12 protein-coding genes are annotated in these 17,564 nt (G+C 63.2%); 6 read left to right on the forward strand and 6 right to left on the reverse strand.

Annotation, left to right across the window (positions count from 1 at the left end):
- Positions 1-111: 111 nt before the first annotated feature.
- Positions 112-1,758, forward strand: coding sequence for a M48 family metalloprotease (locus tag CTATCC11996_RS01440; RefSeq protein WP_034348030.1), 1,647 nt, complete (start codon positions 112-114; stop codon positions 1,756-1,758).
- Here CTATCC11996_RS01440 and CTATCC11996_RS01445 read toward each other — a convergent pair.
- From CTATCC11996_RS01445 to CTATCC11996_RS01455, 3 genes are all read right to left on the reverse strand, one after another.
- Positions 1,717-2,067, reverse strand: coding sequence for a phage holin family protein (locus CTATCC11996_RS01445; RefSeq protein WP_034348032.1), 351 nt, complete (start codon positions 2,065-2,067; stop codon positions 1,717-1,719). The genes CTATCC11996_RS01440 and CTATCC11996_RS01445 overlap by 42 nt on opposite strands.
- Positions 2,068-2,176: 109 nt before the next feature.
- Entirely contained in the window at positions 2,177-2,650 is a 474-nt protein-coding gene (locus tag CTATCC11996_RS01450; protein WP_003072214.1) for a hypothetical protein, read from the reverse strand.
- 133 nt (positions 2,651-2,783) lie between these two features.
- Positions 2,784-3,539 (reverse strand): TerC family protein, encoded by a 756-nt coding sequence (locus CTATCC11996_RS01455; protein ID WP_003066777.1) that lies wholly within the window; start codon positions 3,537-3,539, stop codon positions 2,784-2,786.
- A 425-nt stretch (positions 3,540-3,964) separates the two neighbouring features.
- Here CTATCC11996_RS01455 and CTATCC11996_RS01460 point away from each other — a divergent pair, with 425 nt between their 5' ends.
- Positions 3,965-4,414, forward strand: a complete 450-nt coding sequence (locus CTATCC11996_RS01460) for a DUF3717 domain-containing protein (protein ID WP_003072217.1) — start codon at positions 3,965-3,967, stop codon at positions 4,412-4,414.
- A 3-nt stretch (positions 4,415-4,417) separates the two neighbouring features.
- On the opposite strand, the gene CTATCC11996_RS01465 is transcribed toward CTATCC11996_RS01460, so the two are convergent.
- A complete protein-coding gene (locus CTATCC11996_RS01465; RefSeq protein ID WP_003072218.1) occupies positions 4,418-4,978 on the reverse strand; it encodes a YaeQ family protein in 561 nt (186 codons plus the stop codon).
- 151 nt (positions 4,979-5,129) lie between these two features.
- Positions 5,130-6,509, reverse strand: coding sequence for an adenylosuccinate lyase (gene purB / locus CTATCC11996_RS01470; protein WP_003072221.1), 1,380 nt, complete (start codon positions 6,507-6,509; stop codon positions 5,130-5,132).
- A 170-nt stretch (positions 6,510-6,679) separates the two neighbouring features.
- On the opposite strand from purB, the gene CTATCC11996_RS01475 reads away from it, so the two are divergent.
- Positions 6,680-7,297, forward strand: a complete 618-nt coding sequence (locus CTATCC11996_RS01475) for a glutathione S-transferase C-terminal domain-containing protein (protein WP_003072223.1) — start codon at positions 6,680-6,682, stop codon at positions 7,295-7,297.
- A 340-nt stretch (positions 7,298-7,637) separates the two neighbouring features.
- Here the strand turns inward: CTATCC11996_RS01475 and glnE are convergent, their stop codons facing one another.
- Positions 7,638-10,430: a bifunctional [glutamate--ammonia ligase]-adenylyl-L-tyrosine phosphorylase/[glutamate--ammonia-ligase] adenylyltransferase gene (gene glnE, locus CTATCC11996_RS01480; protein ID WP_003072224.1), complete on the reverse strand. Its 2,793-nt coding sequence runs from the start codon at positions 10,428-10,430 to the stop codon at positions 7,638-7,640.
- A gap of 183 nt (positions 10,431-10,613) precedes the next feature.
- Between glnE and CTATCC11996_RS01485 the strand changes: the two genes are divergently transcribed.
- From CTATCC11996_RS01485 to CTATCC11996_RS01495, 3 genes are read left to right on the forward strand one after another with little or no spacing between them, the layout of a single operon-like run.
- Positions 10,614-14,675: a YhdP family protein gene (locus tag CTATCC11996_RS01485; protein WP_003072227.1), complete on the forward strand. Its 4,062-nt coding sequence runs from the start codon at positions 10,614-10,616 to the stop codon at positions 14,673-14,675.
- The gene (locus tag CTATCC11996_RS01490; protein ID WP_003072229.1) at positions 14,672-15,487 is read left to right on the forward strand and encodes a carbon-nitrogen hydrolase family protein; all 816 of its coding nucleotides are present in this window, start codon (positions 14,672-14,674) and stop codon (positions 15,485-15,487) included. Before CTATCC11996_RS01485 ends, CTATCC11996_RS01490 begins: the two co-directional genes overlap by 4 nt.
- Positions 15,484-17,559, forward strand: coding sequence for a two-component system sensor histidine kinase NtrB (locus tag CTATCC11996_RS01495; RefSeq protein WP_003072231.1), 2,076 nt, complete (start codon positions 15,484-15,486; stop codon positions 17,557-17,559). The genes CTATCC11996_RS01490 and CTATCC11996_RS01495 overlap by 4 nt, the downstream gene beginning before the upstream one ends.
- The last annotated feature ends 5 nt before the right edge of the window (positions 17,560-17,564 follow it).

Below are 17,564 nucleotides of genomic sequence, written 5' to 3' on the forward strand. Positions count from 1 at the left end.
AGGCGGGCATCTCGCCGCATCCATCAATCAAGGCATCATAGTGGGGTGTTGAATGGTCGGCATATGGAAGATCCGTATGTCGGCAATGCTGTGATTGCCATGCCATTTTTGATGCCAAAACTGCGTACTGTTCATATTCTAAAAGCGCTGACAGCTTCTGTTTTGATAGCTATTCAGGCCGTATCCCCATTGGCTTGCTCTGCGCAGGCGGCGGGCTTGCCGACCCTGGGCGACGGTGCATCGTCGCTGACCACGGGTGAGGAGCGGCGCCTGGGCGATTCCATCGTCAAGGAACTCTACCGCGACCCGGACTATCTGGACGACCCGGTGCTGCAGGAGTATGTGGAAGGCATCTGGCTGCATCTGCAGGATGCGGCGCGCAAGAATGGCGAGCTGTCGCCCGAGCTGGAGGAGCGCTTTGCCTGGACGCTGCTCCTGGGCAAGGATCGCCAGGTCAACGCGTTTGCGCTGCCCGGCGGCTATATGGGCGTCTATCTGGGCCTGATCGGCGTGGTCAGCAGCGGCGATGAGCTGGCCTCGGTCATTGCCCATGAAACCAGCCACATCACCCAGCGCCACATTGCCCGCATGATGGCGCAGCAAGGCAAGCAGACGCCGCTGATGCTGGCTTCCATGCTCCTGGGCGCCCTGGCGGCCACGCGCAGCCCCGATGCGGCCATGGCCATCATGATGGGCGGGCCGGCGGCCGTGATGCAGAACCAGCTGAATTTCTCGCGCGCCATGGAGAGCGAGGCGGACCGCATGGGCTACAGCCTGATGTCTCCCGCCGGCTTTGCCCCCCAGGGTTTTGTGAGCATGTTCGGCAAGCTGCAGCAGGCCAGTCGGCTCAATGACAACGGCAGCTGGCCCTATCTGCGCAGCCACCCCTTGACCACCCAGCGCATCGCGGACATGGATTCACGCATTCCGCCGGGCAAGCGCGCGGCCGACCCCGTGCCCACGCTGGAACATGTGATGATGTCGGCCCGCGCCCGTGTGATTTCCAATCCCGGTGTCGAGGTGCGCCGCCAATGGGCCAGGCTGCCGCGTTCCGGCAGTTTTTCCAGTTTGAGCCAGTTCGAGCAGGTCGCTCAGCTCTATGCAGCCACTCTCAGCGCCATGTATCTGCGCGACTGGCCGTTGGCGCGTGAGATGGTGCAGCGGCTGCTGGCGGCGACGGTGGGCAATGCGCCAGCGAATATTCAGGCCAGATGGCTGAATGCCGAACTCGAATTCAAGGCCGACAACCCGCAGGCGGCCTTGGCGGCCTTGCCGCTGCAGTCCGGCAATGCGCCCCAGGCGGCGCCCAGGGTCACGGCCAGCGGCAATCTGGCCGGGCCGCGCGAGGCCGGGCCGAGTTTGGCCACGATTGACGTGGTGGAGCGGGTCGCACCGCGCAGGCCAGAGCTGTTGCTCAAGACGGAAATCCTGCTCAGGCTCAACCAGGCTGGCTCCATGGCCAGCCCCTTGCAGACCTGGGTGACGGACCATCCCCGCGATGGCTCTGCCTGGCAGACGCTGGCCCGCGTATGGCGCAGCCAGGGCCAGGAAATGCGTGCCCTGAGGGCCGAGGCCGAGGCCCAGGTGGCGCACTATGACTATGCAGCAGCGGTGGATCGCTTCAAGGCTGCGCAGGATCTGGCCCGCAAGGCTGGTGCCGGCGCCGATTACTTCGAGGCTTCCATCATCGACACGCGTTTGCGTGCCGTGGAAGAGTTACTCCGGGAACAGCTGCGCGACAAGGCGGTCAATAAGTAGGCCCAGCACTGAGTAGATCAGCGCACCCAGCATGGCGGCCCAGAAGCCGGTGACATGGAAGCCGCCAAGGATGCCGGAGGCCATCCAGAACATCAGGCCGTTGACCACCAGCAGGAACAGACCCACGGTGATGATGGTCACGGGCAGCGTCAGTATCACCAGGATGGGGCGAATGATGGTGTTGAGCAGGCCGATGACCAGGGCCGCAATCATGGCCGAGCCGAAGCTCTGTACCTGTACGCCGCTGTAGACATAGGCGACCGCGAGAAGAGCCGCCGCGCAAAGAAGCCATTTGACGAGGATTTTCATGCTGACCAGCATAGCAGCAGGCTGTGTCTGCGGTCATCGCGGCACATCATAAAAAAAGCCTTGCGAGGCTTTGGCCGCGCAAGGCTTATTCAGAGAATGCTTGGCGCTCTTAAATCGAGAGCGAGTCGTCGATCACAAAGCCCATCATGGCGGCAATCGCCGCCATGGTGCCGGGCAGATTCCAGCGGCCGCCGGTGGCGCCTGTCTTGGCGTTGGCCTTGACGGGAGCGGCTTGTACAGCCTCCTGCTTGGGGCGGCGGGCGTCGATGATCTGTGCTGCGCCATGTTCTTGCTGCAGCTCGGTAACCAGCTCGGTCAGCGGGCCCTTGGCCAAGACGGGCGTGACCTTGCCGCCGCTCGTCGCCATGACGGGCATCAGCGCCGCAAACAGCTTGTCGGCCCATTTGCCGCGCCAGTTCTCGCGAGCGCGATGGCTGACCCATTTGCTCACACGGTGGGTCATGCGCGGAGCACAGGCCACCAGCAACCAGTGGGAGGAAGCCGCCTGGCTCGATCCCGCCAGTGCCTCGAGCATAGGCTGGGCGTATGTGGCGTCATCCACGTAAACAATGATGGGGTTCAAAGTGCGTCCTAACGGGAACGAAGGTTGAAGAATGCGGCACATCTGTAGGAATGTGCCGACTTGTTTCTATTGTGAGTCGTGAAGGCTGCGGTCAGTTCCCGCATTCCTTCACGAATTGCTGGATTTTCCAGACTTAGTGGGCTGCAACCGCAGGGCGGCGGCTGGCAATGAACTTGCCCAGGGCCAGAACCAGCAATGCGCCGCCGATATGGGCTGCCCAGTACAGGGTCTTGGAGATCTCGGCCAGACCTTGTGCATCGGTCGTGCCCAGCTTGGGCATCCACAGCCACTTGTCGGTGTTCACGAACACGGGGTCGGTCACGAACATGCCGCCCGCGATCCAGCCCAGCAGCATGCCGCCGGCCACGATGATCATGGGGAAGCGCTCCATCAGCTTGATGACCAGCTGCGAGCCCCAGACGATGATGGGCACGGAAATCAGCAGACCCAGCACGATCAGCAGCATCTGGTGGTCGCCCGAGCTCTGGGCTGCACCGGCGATGGCGATCACGTTGTCCACGGACATCACCAGGTCGGCGACGATGATGGTCTTGATGGCGGCAAACAGCTTGTCGCTGCCTTCGATGTTGTCGTGACCTTCGTCATCGGGAGCAATCAGCTTGATACCGATCCAGATCAGCAGTATGGCACCCACGACCTTCAGGAATGGCAGCTGCAGCAGCACCATGGCAAAGGCGATCAGGATGATGCGCAAGATGATGGCGCCGGCAGTACCGTAGATGATGCCCTTGCGACGCTGCTCGGGTGGCAGCTTGCGGCAGGCCAGTGCGATCACGACCGCGTTGTCGCCGCCGAGCAGGATGTCGATGATGATGATTTGGCCCAGCGCAATCCAGAAGGGCGTGTGGGTCAGAAAGTCCAGATCCATGTGATTTTTCCTCGTTGTGGAATGCCGCTGGTGCAGTCTGCATAGGTTTGGCACTTGACGCCAGCGGGTGAAGACCAAGGTGACGTAAGTCGAAGCGCAAACCCGCGCGAGGAATCGTGCAGGGGCAGACACTTTGATTGACCGTCATCGGCCTATCAAAGGTCTTGCTCGATTGCAGCCTGGCTGCAAACCGTATGGCCGGAAGCTTGCGCTTCGTATTGACGACCATCCGCTCATGACGCAAAGCATGCGCCCGATAAGCTACTCCCCTTCGAAGCTGCGCATTTCAACACAGCAGGCATGGGATTTCAAGTTTCAAACCCCATCTAGTTCACAGGTTTTATATTGAGTAGTCGTCTTGCAGAGCCTTTGCACAAAGCGCAGGCAGCTACCAAAAACGAAGCAACCTTGCTGGCGCAGGCCTCATGGCAGCGGCTTATGATGCCTGCTCCATGACTGCTATTCACATCACCGACATCGAAGCCGCCATCAATTACTGGCGAGGTCGTGCTCCATCGCCCGACGGCGTGCTGCTGGCACCCGAGGTCAAGGCCCTGGCCGAGGTGTATGCGCTGATGATTTATGCCTGCGAGTCCGAGGTGGCGGTGGAGGGTTTCCCGTCACATGCCATGGCTGCCTGGCTGGCCTGGTTCGACACCATGCCCGATACGCCTTGCATTGCTATCTGCTCCACCAGCCAGGGCGACGAGAAATGCAAGGGCTGCGGCCGCAGTTTCGACGAGGTGCAGTACTGGACGGCCATGGAGCCCGCCGAGAAGCGGGCCGTATGGCGCCGCATCACGGTCGAGGGCGACTCCTGGCGCTTCACCCGCTATGCGGAGCGCGCGGCGGAGCGGCGCGGCCAGAGTTTCTGAAGCTTATTTCCAGCGCGTGGGCTCGACAAACACCGTGCCCAGATTGCTGGACAGGGTGAGCTGGCCTTCCTGAATCGTGGCCTGCAGTTGCATGCTGCGCTCGGCCAGCGCACCCAGTTGCTGGGCCACTTCCGAGTCGATGTAATGCACTTCCAGCTTGCTCTGGCGGGCTAGCTTGCCTTCCAGACCCTTCCACCAGACATGGGCGGCGTGGTTGAAGGGGTAGACCAGCATATGGTCGGACTTGTTGCAGGCTTTGGTGATGGGCTTTTCGTCGGGCTGGCCGACTTCGATCCACAGACGCTTCTGGCCGGTGTAGTCGGTGATGTGCACGTCCGGATCATCAGGGTCGGACAAACCAATGCCAAAGCCCAGCGTGCCGTCACCATTGCACAGGTCTTGCAGCTTCCAGGCGTTCAGCGCCAGGGCCACCAGGCGCACCATCATGCGGTCATCGGTTTCGCTGGGATGGCGCGCCAGCGTCAGGTTGTGGTCGGCGTAGTAGTTGTGGTCGATGTCGGCAATCGACAGATTGGCTTTGAAGATGGTGGACTTGATGGCCATGGCGGTGCTGCCCGCAGGCAGTCCTTTTGAAAACTATCAAAAACAAGAGCTGCCATCGCCAATCAACATTGGCTTTGGCAGCTCTTTGATGCTGAAAAGCTTGAGTATCAAGCGATAGCAGCTATCCTTTTTTGCGGATCAAACTTGCGAATCAAACGCGCTTGGCCAGCTCGGCAGCCTTGCCGATGTAGGAGGCAGGCGTCATGGCCAGCAGACGGTCCTTGTCGGCCTGGGGGATTTCCAGACCGTTGATCAGGCGGTGCAGGTCTTCGGCCAGCACGGTCTTGCCGCGCGTGACTTCCTTGAGCTTTTCGTAGGCGCCCTGCACGCCATAGCGGCGCATCACGGTCTGGATGGGCTCGGCCAGCACTTCCCAGGCGTGGTTCAGGTCTTCCTGCAGGCGCTCTTCGTTGAGTTCGAGCTTGTTCAGGCCGGTCATCAGCGAGGCGTAGGCCAGCGTGGTGTAGCCAAAGGCCACGCCGATGTTGCGCAGCACGGTGGAATCGGTCAGGTCACGCTGCCAGCGGCTGATGGGCAGCTTCTCGGCCAGATGCTTGAGCATGGCGTTGGCCATGCCCAGATTGCCTTCGCAGTTCTCGAAGTCGATGGGATTGACCTTGTGGGGCATGGTGGACGAGCCGATCTCGCCGGCTTTGAGGCGCTGCTTGAAGAAGCCCAGGGACACATAGCCCCAGATGTCGCGCGACAGGTCGATCAGGATGGTGTTGGTGCGAGCCATGGCATCGAACAGCTCGGCCATGTAGTCATGGGGCTCGATCTGGATGGAGTAGGGCTGGAAGCTGATGCCCAGACCCTTGGGCTCGGCCGATTCCACCACGCTCTGGCTGAAGGCTTCCCAGTCGAACTCGGGCCAGGCCGACAGGTGGGCGTTGTAGTTGCCCACGGCGCCGTTCATCTTGCCCAGGATCTTCACGCCGGCGATGTTGGCAGCGGCCTTTTGCAGGCGCACGACCACATTGGCCAGTTCCTTGCCCACGGTGGTGGGAGAGGCGGTCTGGCCGTGGGTGCGGCTGAGCATGGGCACTTCGGCGTAGAGGTGGGCCATCTCGCGCAGCTTGGCGATGATGCCGTCAATGGCGGGCATCAGCACGGTGTCACGGCCGACGCGGATCTGCAGGGCGTGGCTGGTGTTGTTGATGTCTTCGCTGGTGCAGGCAAAGTGCACGAACTCGGCGGCCTTTTGCAGCTCGGCGCGACCGTCGAACTTGGACTTGATCCAGTACTCCACGGCCTTGACGTCGTGGTTGGTGGTCTTCTCGATGGCCTTGATGGCGTCTGCATCGGCTTCGGAGAAGTTGGCGACCAGAGCGTGCAGATAGTCGCGCGATTCGGCCGACAGCGCGGGGAATTCGGCAAAGCCGGCATCCGACAGCGCGATGAACCAGGTCACCTCGACCTGAACACGGCGGTGCATATAGCCGTATTCGCTCATGATGGGGCGCAGTGCGGACAGCTTGGCGGCGTAGCGGCCGTCCAAGGGAGAGATGGCGGTGAGGGAGGACAGGTTCATGGTGGCGCAATTGTAGGTGCGCTGCATCAGTCGCACGCAGCGCTGGGTTGCTCGGCAGCCGTGGCTGGCATGCATGCAAGCCCTTTGCGACGGCAGCCGTGCCGTCATGCCAGCGCATAGAATCATTGCACCGGCCCGTCGCCGGTGACTCGTGTCATGGAACCGCTGCTATGAAACTAATAGGCTCCACCACCAGCCCCTTTGTGCGCAAAGTCCGCGTCGTGCTGGCCGAAAAGAAGCTGGACTATCAATTCGTCGAAGAGAACCCCTGGGAGGAAGCGCTTTCACCCGGTACGGGCAATCCTCTGGGCAAGGTGCCGCGTCTGGTGATGGACGGCACGGAGGCGATGTTCGATTCGCGCGTCATCGTCGAATATCTGGACACACTTTCGCCGGTCGGTAAGCTGATTCCGGGCACGGGCCGCGAGCGCGCCGAGGTCAAGACCTGGGAGGCCCTGGCTGACGGCATGCTGGACGCCGCGGTTCTGGTGCGGCTGGAGGCCACCTGGCCCGGCCGCAGCGCAGAGCAGCGCAGCCAGGCCTGGATGGACCGCCAGATGGGCAAGGTCCAGGCCGCGCTCAAGGTCATGTCTCAGGGATTGGGCGAGAAGCCGTTTTGCTGCGGAGGCACGCATCTGACGCTGGCAGATATCAGCGTCGGCTGCGCCCTGGCCTGGCTGGATTTCCGCTTTCCCGAGATGGACTGGCGCGCCGAGCATCCGAACCTGGCTGCCTTGCTGGCCAAGCTGGCGGCGCGCCCCAGCTTTGTGAACACCGTGCCCCACTGAGTGGCTGCATGCCGTCAAAGAAAAGGCCACTCGAAAGTGGCCTTTTTTGGGGCATAAAAAAGCTGCGAAGCATCCCGAAACGAATTAAGAGAGGGAGGGAGGAGAAGCGCTCCGGGGATGGTTCAATGGGCGTACCCAAGGGCTTCGCAACTGGAAATTGGTGAATGCAGACCTGTCAGTTCATTGCACTTGACTATCAGATAAGACACTGTTGCAGAAGTTCCAGCCCCCGTGGGTTTCATTTTTGTAACAATTTGGCAATGCCTGTAGGCAAATCTTGATGGATGCTGCCAGCGCCTCGAAAAGCAGGTGCTCACCAATCTCCAGTCCCTTGGAACAGCTAGCTGCTTTGCGTTGAGGCGACAGGCCCGAACACCGCAGTCCAGAGCTTGAGTACCGCTTCACGCTGGGCTTGGGCCTGTTCTGGTTCCAGCTGTCCGGAGCGCTCATCCAGTCTTGCCACGTGTTGCAGGCGGCGCAGCTCGCGGTAGGCCTTGGCTGCTTCATAGCCCACTGCCTTGGGCAGCAGGCCCGCGTCTTCGGCGCGCTGCAGCAAGGCGATATTGCCCACGTTGGCAATCAGCTCGCGGTGTGCGCCGGATTCGGCCAGCACCAGGTACTGGACGGCAAATTCCACATCCACCATGCCGCCGGGGCTGTGTTTGACGTCAAACAGGCCGCCGCGTACCGGGTGGGCGCCGCGCACCCGCTCACGCATGGTTTCAATCTCGTTGCGCAGAGCAGCGGCATCGCGGGGTGCGGTGATGACGGCTTCGCGCACCGCATCAAAGCGCTGATGCAGGTGCAGATCGGTCGCAGGCTCGCCTGCAGGCGAGGGAAAGTCGCGGCTGCCCAGCACAAAGCGGGCACGCGTCATGGCCTGGTGTTCCCAGGTCCAGGCAGTGTTGCTGCCGCGCTGCTGCTGGTAATTGGCATAGGACTCGAAGCTGGTCACCAGCAGGCCCGAGTTGCCGTTGGGGCGCAGCGCGGTGTCGATCTCGAACAGATCGCCTTCACCGGTCTTGACGGTCAGCCAGTTGATGAGCTTGCGCACATAGGCCGCGTAGACCTCGGGCGCGCGGTCATCGTCGTCATCGAAGACGAAGACGATGTCCAGATCGCTGCCGTAGCCCAGTTCCTTGCCGCCCAGCTTGCCGTAGCCCACGATGCCGAAACGTGGCGTATCGCGATGGCGGCTCTTGAGCCGGCTCCAGCACCATTGGGCCGTGATGCGAAGCACGCTGTCGGCCAGGGCGCTGAGGTCGTCGGCCACTTGCTCTACGGTAATGCGGCCTTCGATATCGCGAGCCAGCGTGCGGAAGACTTCGGCATGGTGGGCGCGGCGCAGCAGATTGAGCAGGGTTTCGTCGTCGTCCTCGCCCGTGGACTGCAATGCTGCCAGACGCATGGCCAGCTCATGCTCGAAGTCTGCTGCGACAAAGCGCTCCTTGAGGATGGCATCGCTGGCCAGCTCGTCGATCACGCCGGGGTGTTGCTGCAGGTAACGTGCTGGCCAGCGTGCCGCCCCCAAAAGATGTAGCAGCCTCTCGTGAACTGCGGGGCGCTCCAGCAGCAAGGCGAGGTAGCTTTCACGGCGCAGCAGGGGCTCCAGCCACTGCAGAAAGCGTTTGGCGGCTTCTTCGCTGGACTGGCCGCTTTCCACCCATTGCGAGGTGCGCTCCACCAGTCTGAACAAACGGGCCCGCGCCTCGTCGCGCAGGCCGTTGATGCGGGTGTTGCTGCGCCAGTCGGCGACCTGCCCTGCCAGCGAGGGGGGCAGGGCCTCGATCAGGTCTTCGATGTCTCTGGGTGTGGGCGGCCCGCCTGCCGCTGCCTTGGCGGCATTGCAGTGACCGTTGCTGCATTGCTGGGAGTCACCGCCGAGCAAGGTGTCGAACTCCTGCGCCACCAGTTCGCGGTGCTCGTCCAGCTGGTGCAGAAAGCCGCAGGCATCGGCATAGCCCAGGGTGCGGGCAATCCACAGCAGATCATCGTCGCGTGTGGGCAGCACGTGGGTCTGCTGGTCGTCCAGGTACTGGATGCGGTGCTCCACCTGGCGCAAGAAGATGTAGGCGCGGCTCAGCGCATCGGCAATCTCGGCGCTCATCAGATTGGCCTGCACCAGGCGCTGCAGGGCTTCCAGCGTGGGTCGGCGGCGCAGCTCGGGGAACTGGCCGCCGCGCACCACCTGCAGCAGCTGCACGATGAATTCGATCTCGCGGATGCCACCGCGCGAGAGCTTGACGTCATTGGCGCGCTCGGGGTGGCCCGCGCTGCGTTTGGAGGCGTGGTCGCGGATCTGGCGGTGCAGGCTGCGCAGCGAGTCAAACACCGCATAGTCCAGATAGCGGCGGAACACAAAGGGCAGCACCACGCCGCGCAGGGCCTGGACGTTGGGGGTCTGGATATCGGCCAGCGGCGCCACGATGCGGCTCTTGAGCCAGGCAAAGCGCTCCCACTCCCGGCCGTGAATCTGCAGATACTCCTCCAGCGAGGACAGCGAGACGGCGGGGGCGCCGGAATTGCCGTTGGGCCGCAGGGCCAGGTCGACGCGAAAGACAAAGCCGTGCTCGGTGGTGTCGCCGATCAGGCTGAAGATGCCTTTGACGGCACGGCCGAAGTACTCGTGGTTGGAAATCACGCCGCGGCCGTCGGCCTGCCCCCGGGTGTCGCCGTCATGTTCGTAGACGTAGATCAGGTCGATGTCGCTGGAGACATTGAGCTCGCGGGCACCTAGCTTGCCCATGCCGATGACCCAGAACTGGACTTCCTGACCTGTCGGCCCCTGGGGCGCGCCGTGCCGGGCATCCAGTTCGGCACGCACCTGGGTGCAGGCACGGTCCAGGGCCAGCTCGGCCAGCTCGGTGACGGCCTTGGTCACCACGCCAAGAGAAGCGCCTTGCTCGCAGTCCAGCACGATGATGCGCTCCATCACCAGCTGGCGCAGCACGCGCAGTGAAGCGGAGAGATCCAGGCCGCGCGAGTGCAGCGTGCCCAGGGCCAGCTCCATCAGAGACCGGTCGGGGGCTCCCGGCGGCAAGGCATCAAACCAGTTCTCGTAACGGCGGTGAAGGCGCTGCACAAAGCGCGAGTACTGGGCCGGGGAAGGAACATTGAGGGCGTTTTCTGCCATTGCTTGCTCTGGGGACTGCATGCGGACCGTAAAAAATGGTGTCAGGCAGGCAGGTAATCAGCTCGGCAACGTGTGGTTACCGAAACGCGCACGGGGGCGCCGGTCATAATTCCTGCCATTGCTAGGCCACCGATGATCGAACCGAAACCACTCCCAACTCGCCAAATTCATAGGCTGGCCAGCTTGGCACGGTGGTCTCTGGGACTGGTCCTTAGCCTGTGGCTGCTTCTGGCCACCGTGTGGGGGGTGCTCCATTTCTGGATTGTGCCGCGAATCGAACAGTGGCGCCCCGAGCTGGAATCCCTGGCCTCACGCACCCTGGGTGTACCGGTTTCCATAGGCCGGCTGCATGCGTACCGATCGGGTCTGGTGCCGACTTTCGAGCTGGGCGACGTAGTCCTGCATGACCCCGCGAACAAGAGTGAGGCCTTGCTGCTGCCCAAGGTGGTGGTGGCGGTCTCCGCCCATTCGCTGATGACCCTGGGCGTCGAGCAGATATATCTGGAGGGGCCGGATCTGACGGTCCGCCGCGATGCCGACGGCCAGATCTTTGTCGCCGGTATTGCCGTGTCATCCGATCCGGGGCAGGGAACCGACTCTGACTGGATCTTCTCCCAGCCCGAAATCGCCATCCGCAGCGGCAAGCTGCAGTGGGTGGACGAGCTGCGCAATGCTGCGCCCTTGCAGCTGCAGGATGTGGATCTGGTGCTGCGCAACAAGCGCTGGCATCACTCCCTGCGGCTGGATGCCACGCCGCCGCAGGACTGGGGCCAGCGCTTTACGGTCATGGGCAACTTCAAGGAGCCTTTGCTGTCGGTGCATGAAGGGCGTCTGGAGCGCTGGAGCGGACAGGCTTATCTGGACTTCACGCATATCGACCTGTCCCATCTTGGCCAGTATCTGGGTCCGCAGGACTGGAAGCTGCAGCAGGGCAAGGGCTCGGTCAGGGCCTGGCTGGATGTGGAGCACGGACAGCCCGTGGGCGGGGTGGCCGATGTCGCCGTGCAGGCGCTGCAACTTCAATGGCGGGACAGACCTGAGCCCCTGGCCCTGCAGGCCTTGCGGGGGCGTCTGCGGGCCAAGAACCAGAACGGTTACCAGTTTTCCGTCCAGGGTTTGCAGTTCACGGCCGATGACGGCCTGAACTGGCCCAGAGGCGATTTCAGCCTGCGCTATGTGCCGACCGGCGCTTCCGAGCAGGGCAGCCAGGGCGAGCATGGCGACGTTCAGGCCGATGGCATCGACCTGGCCATTGCGGCGCAGATGCTGCAGCGTCTGCCCCTGCCGCAGGCTGTGCAGACCCAGCTCAAGGCGCTTGCGCCGGCAGGACTGCTGAGTGATCTCAAGCTGTCATGGCGCGGACCTCTGCAGCAGCTGGCGCAATACAAGGCTTCGGGGCGCTTCGAGCAGCTGGGCTTGCGTTCCCAGGCTTCGCAGGATGGCCCGCACAGCATAGGTATTCCAGGCGTGCGGGGCTTGAGCGGCAAGTTCAGCCTGGACCAGGACAGCGGCGAGGCAACGCTGACCAAGACAGCGGCCGCCAATCAGGCCATGCTGAGCTTCCCCGGAGTGTTTGAAGACCCCGATATTCCGTTCGACCAGTTCGACAGCCTGGTGCGCTGGCAGGTGCTGGACAAGGGCCAGTCCATCAAGGTGCAGGTGCCCCGGCTGCGTTTCGCCAATGAGGACACGGCAGGCCAGGCCCAGGCCAGCTGGCAGTCCGGTGCCGGGACCAAGGAGCAGCCGCGCTTTCCGGGGCTGCTGGATCTGCAGGGGCAGCTCAGCCGCGCCAAGGGGGAGCGCATTTATCGCTATCTGCCCCAGGATCTGGGCAGCGATGCGCTGCGCTATGTGCGCGAGGCCATCACCACGGGGCAGGCCAGCGCGGTGAACTTCCGCGTCAAGGGCGAGCTCGAGCATGTGCCGTTTGAAAAACCGGGCAAGGGCGAATTCCACATCAGTGCCCAGGTACATGACGTGAACTACCAGTTCGTGCCCGGCTATCTGCTTGGCCCCGGCGAAAAGCCCTGGCCGCCGCTGACCAGGCTTTCGGGCGAGCTGGTGTTCGACCGCAACTCCATGCAGGTGCGCAAAGCCAAGGGCTTTCTGGGGCATACCGCCATCGTGGTTGATGAAGCACAGGCCGGCGTGGCCGACTGGAACCTGACCGAGGTGGAGGTCAACGCCAAGGCTCATGGAGCCCTGGGCGATATGCTGAACCTGGTTCAAGGCTCTGCCCTGTCTGCGCTGACTGCCCATGCTCTGGATAGCAGCAAGGCCACGGGCAATGCCAAGCTCAGCCTCCGGTTGCATCTGCCCACCATGCATATGGAGCGCAGCAAGGTACAGGGTGAAGTGGCGCTGGCGGGCAATACGCTGCAGCTGATGCCCGATGTGCCCACACTCAGCCAACTTCGCGGCAATGTGCAGTTTTCGGAGACCGGCTTTCAGCTCTCGGGCGTGCAGGCCAAAGCGCTGGGCGGTGATGTGCGCATAGAGGGCGGCATGAAGCCTGCCGCCGATGCCGCCACGCCTCCGGTGCAAGTGCGTGTGGACGGTGTTGCCACGGCCCAGGGCCTGCGAGATGCCAAGGAGATGAGCGAACTGGCGGCTCTGGGCAAGCATCTGCAAGGCCAGGCTCGTTATGGCTTGCAGATCAAGGTGCTGCACAGCGTGCCGGAAATCAGTCTGCAGTCCGACCTGCAAGGCATGGCGGTCATGTTGCCAGCTCCTTTGGGCAAGGCGGCCGACAGCTCCCTGGCCTTGCGTGTCAACCGCACAGTGCCAGCCGTGGCCAAGCCGCTGACCGATCAGTTCGGCGTGCAATGGGGCAATCAGGTAGCAGCCTTGCTGGAGCGCGATATCAGCGGGGCGCAGGCTCGCATCACACGCGGCAGCCTGGAGCTGGTGGAGGCGGGCAAGGCGGAAGCCGCTTTGCCGCTTGCGGGCCTGCAGGCCAGGGTGCGGCTGCCGGTGCTTGATCTGGATGCCTGGAGTCGTTTGTGGCCCGATGGCACAGGGGGCGCTGCCGATGGTCCTGGTACCGGGGAAGAGAGCTGGCGCCAGTTTGTGCCGCAGCAGCTGGCGCTCAAGGCGCGCGAGGTCAAGCTCCATGGCCGCTCGCTCAATGATGTGTCGCTGCAGCTCAGCCACGCCAACAAGGTCTGGACCAGTCAGATCCAGTCACGCGAGCTGGCGGGGCGTGTGGAGTATCGCGAGTCATCTGCTCAGGAGCCGGGCGGCCTTGTCATCGCCAAGCTCTCGCGTCTGAGCATTCCCGATGGCCCGGACGAAGGGCTGGATGCTGCTGCGGAACAGACCGGCAATGTGCGCGAGCTACCGGCCTTGCAGGTCAGCGTGGACGACTTCCAACTGGGCAAGCGTTCGCTGGGCAAGCTGGATGTGGTGGCGCGCAATCACGGGCTGTCCGTCGGCGCGGGGCAGCGCGAATGGCAGCTGTCGCGCTTCAATATCAGCACGCCCGAGGCGACATTGACGGCCCAGGGTTCCTGGGGGCTGCGCTCCAGTGACAAAAAGCACCCGGGTCAGACCCAGCTGCAGTTCCAGCTCAATCTGCGCGATGTGGGCAAGCTGCTCAATCGCTTTGACATGCCTGGCGTGGTTGCCAATGGACAGGGTCAGCTGCAGGGTGAAATCAGCTGGACAGGAGCGCCCGTGACGCCGGAGTTCAAGACCATGTCCGGCGCCGTGCATCTGGAGGTGCAAAAGGGCCAGTTCCTCAAGGCAGATCCGGGACTGGCCAAGCTGCTGGGCGTGCTCAGCCTTCAGTCCTTGCCCAGGCGGCTGACGCTGGACTTCCGCGACGTGTTCCGCAACGGCTTCTCGTTCGACTTCATGCGGGGCGATGTCACCATAGAGCGCGGCATAGCCAAGACGAATAACATGCAGATGAAGGGTGTGAACGCGGCCGTGCTGATGGAGGGCTCTGCCGATATCGACAAGGAAACCCAGGACCTGCATGTGGTGGTGGTGCCGGAGATCAACGCCCTGTCCGCCTCCCTGGTCGCCACGGCCATCAACCCCGTGGTGGGACTGAGCAGCTTTCTGGCCCAGATGATTTTGCGTGGCCCGCTGATTGCGGCCACGACCAAGGAGTTCCATATCCACGGCAGCTGGGAAGACCCGCAGGTGACCGAGCTGCCCAGGCGCAGCGTGCCCAAGGCCGGTGCCGACGGTGTCGGCAAGCAGCCCGCTGCCGCCCCAGGCTCAGAGGAGAAGCCATGAAGATTGCCGCTCTACAAATGGTCTCGGGTCAGGATGTCGCCGCCAATCTGGCACAGGCGCGCAGCCTGATGCAGCAGGCCGCTGCCCTGGGCGCGGAGCTGGTGGTGCTGCCCGAGTATTTCTGTGCCATGGGAGCCAGGGACACCGACAAGCTGGCCTACCGCGAGGTGTTTGGTCAGGGGCCGATCCAGGACTTCATGGCCGCTGCCGCCAGGCAGCTGCAGCTATGGGTGGTGGCCGGCACGCTGCCGCTGCAGGCCGCTGACGACAACCATGTGCTCAACACCAGTCTGGTCTCTTCACCCGACGGCGAATGCGTGGCCCGCTACGACAAGATCCACCTGTTTCAGTTCGACAACGGGCGCGAGAGCTATACCGAGGCCGTCGTGGTGCAGGCGGGCAGTCAGCCCGTGGTCTGCGACGTACAGGCCAGGAATGGCGTGAGCTGGCGTCTGGGCCTGAGTGTCTGTTATGACCTTCGCTTTCCCGAGCTGTACCGCGCGCTCAGCGCACAGGGGGCCGATCTGCTGCTGGTGCCAAGTGCCTTTACCTACACCACGGGCCAGGCGCACTGGGAGGTGTTGCTGCGGGCGCGGGCAATAGAGAACCTGGCCTATGTGCTGGCACCGGGCCAGGGCGGCGTGCATGAAAACGGTCGTCGCACCTGGGGCCACAGTCTGCTGATCGATCCCTGGGGCGAGGTGCAGGGCCTGCAGGCCAGCGGCACCGGCGTGGTGGCGGGAGAGCTCAATCGTGACCGCTTGCTGCAAGTGCGCCAGCAATTGCCGGCCTTGAGCCATCGTGTGCTGTGACTGATCCGCTGAATACCGCTCTTGACGAGCTGCCCGAGGACCATCCTGCCCATTGGCCCTGGCGGCGCTGGCGCATGGCCTGGAAGCGCTGGTCGCTATGGACCTTGCTGGTGGCACTGGTGGTGAGCATGCTGGTCACCATGGTCTGGCTGGCCGGGCGCTATGAAGCATCGCAGGTGCAGGAAAAGCTGGAGCGCGATACCGCCAATGCCGTTGGCGATATCCGTGCAGCGCTGGGGCGCAATCTGCAGGACCTGCTGGCACTGAGCGCCTACAGCGGCAAGCACTCGGCCTGGCGTGAGCATGCGACCGAGTTGCTGCAGCAGCGCCGTGACCTGATGCGCATCGAGTGGCGGGGCGAAAACATGCGCCTCATCGAGCATGCAGAGACGCCTTATCGCACCCTGCTGGTCGAAGACGAAAGCCATTTGCCCGAGCTGCATTCGGGCGAGACACTGACCTGTACCCAGGCCAGACGCGTCAACGGGCCATCGTATTCCCCCAGCCGCTTCCAGCTGCTGGGCGAGGGCCTGGGCACGGAGACCATGCAGGTCTGCATGCCGCTGACGGAGAACGGCCATGTGGTGGGCTATGTGCTGGGCACCTACAGCCTGCAAGGCATTCTCATGGCCCAGGTGGGCAAGTCCCTGCCTCGCACCCAGGAGGTTTCGTTCACCGAGCCGGACGGCACGCGTCTGGCCATGGTGGGGGCGGCCTGGCGCGGCTCGCGCATGTTCACGGCCCAGCAACTGCTTGATTTGCCCGGCAACACCCTGGTGCTGCGCATGGACAGCTGGCATCACGCGCCCAGCGTCTTTCCGAATGTGATGACGGCGCTGGTGACCGGCATGTCGATCGCGCTGGTGTCCGTGGTGGTGGTGCTGGTGCGCGACAACCGCCGCCGCCTGCGGGCGGAGCGCGATCTGGGCGACGCGCTGGCCTTTCGCAAGGCCATGGAGGACTCCCTGGTCACGGGCATGCGTGCCCGCGATCTCCAGGGCCGCATCACCTATGTGAACCCGGCCTTTTGCAATATGGTGGGCTTCAGCGCACAGGAGCTGCTGGGCCTCAATGTGGCGCCTTACTGGCCGCCCGAGCTGGCCCAGGAATACGTGAGCCGGCGCGATCAGCGCCTTGCCGGCTTGCTGCCCACACCGCGCCAGGGTCACGAGAGCGTTTTCATGCGCAAGGACGGCTCGCGCTTTCCGGTGCTGATTTTCGAGGCGCCGCTGATCACCGCCCAGGGCCAGCACACGGGCTGGATGAGCGCCTTCATCGACATCAGCGAGCAGCGCCGCATGGAGGAGCTGTCGCGTGCCTCCCAGGAGCGCCTGCAGGCTACGGCACGCCTGGCGACGGTGGGCGAGATGGCCTCCATGCTCAGCCATGAGCTGACCCAGCCGCTGGCCGCCATTTCCAGCTATGCCACAGGCTCGCTCAATCTGCTGGAGCATGAGTCGACTGACCCTCAAGCTCCGCATCTCAAGGACTTGCGCATGGCTCTGGAGCGCATCAGTTTTCAGGCCGACCGCGCAGGCAAGGTCATCAAGAGCGTGCGCGATTTCGTGCGCCGGCGCGACAAGTCCAGAGAGACGGTGCAGCCCGTGGAGCTGATCGATGCCGTCATGCCTTTGGTCTATCTGCAGGCACACAAGCTCAATGCACATGTGCAGCTGGAGCTGGAGCCCGATCTGCCGGGGGTGCTGTGCGATGTCACCATGGTCGAGCAGGTGCTGCTCAATCTGGCGCGCAACGGCATGCAGGCCATGGACCTGCCCGAGCTCAAGGAAAGGGTGTTGACCATGGCTGTCAGGCGCAGTTCTGACGGTAATAACGCGCGTTGGGTAGAATTTTCCATCATGGACTGCGGCGCAGGCATTTCTGCGGAAGTCGCCGAGCAGCTGTTCACCCCCTTCTTCACCACGCGCACCGAAGGCATGGGCCTGGGCCTGAGCCTGTGCCGCACGGTGGTGGAGCAACATGGTGGTCATCTTGATTACCGCCCGCACCTCCCGCAGGGCACGGAGTTTGTCTTCACGCTGCCGGCCCACTGGGAACCCAGAGAGAACTAGGCTTC

This window comes from Comamonas testosteroni ATCC 11996 (genome assembly GCF_000241525.1).
GTDB classification, from domain to species: domain Bacteria; phylum Pseudomonadota; class Gammaproteobacteria; order Burkholderiales; family Burkholderiaceae_C; genus Comamonas; species Comamonas testosteroni.

Coding starts and splice junctions, on each gene's coding strand:
- CTATCC11996_RS01475 (WP_003072223.1), top strand. CDS start 6,680: ATGAAACTAATAGGCTCCACCACCAGCCCCTTTGTGCGCAAAGTCCGC.
- CTATCC11996_RS01460 (WP_003072217.1), top strand. CDS start 3,965: ATGGCAGCGGCTTATGATGCCTGCTCCATGACTGCTATTCACATCACC.
- CTATCC11996_RS01490 (WP_003072229.1), top strand. CDS start 14,672: ATGAAGATTGCCGCTCTACAAATGGTCTCGGGTCAGGATGTCGCCGCC.
- CTATCC11996_RS01455 (WP_003066777.1), bottom strand. CDS start 3,539: ATGGATCTGGACTTTCTGACCCACACGCCCTTCTGGATTGCGCTGGGC.
- purB (WP_003072221.1), bottom strand. CDS start 6,509: ATGAACCTGTCCTCCCTCACCGCCATCTCTCCCTTGGACGGCCGCTAC.
- CTATCC11996_RS01445 (WP_034348032.1), bottom strand. CDS start 2,067: ATGAAAATCCTCGTCAAATGGCTTCTTTGCGCGGCGGCTCTTCTCGCG.
- CTATCC11996_RS01440 (WP_034348030.1), top strand. CDS start 112: ATGCCAAAACTGCGTACTGTTCATATTCTAAAAGCGCTGACAGCTTCT.
- glnE (WP_003072224.1), bottom strand. CDS start 10,430: ATGGCAGAAAACGCCCTCAATGTTCCTTCCCCGGCCCAGTACTCGCGC.
- CTATCC11996_RS01465 (WP_003072218.1), bottom strand. CDS start 4,978: ATGGCCATCAAGTCCACCATCTTCAAAGCCAATCTGTCGATTGCCGAC.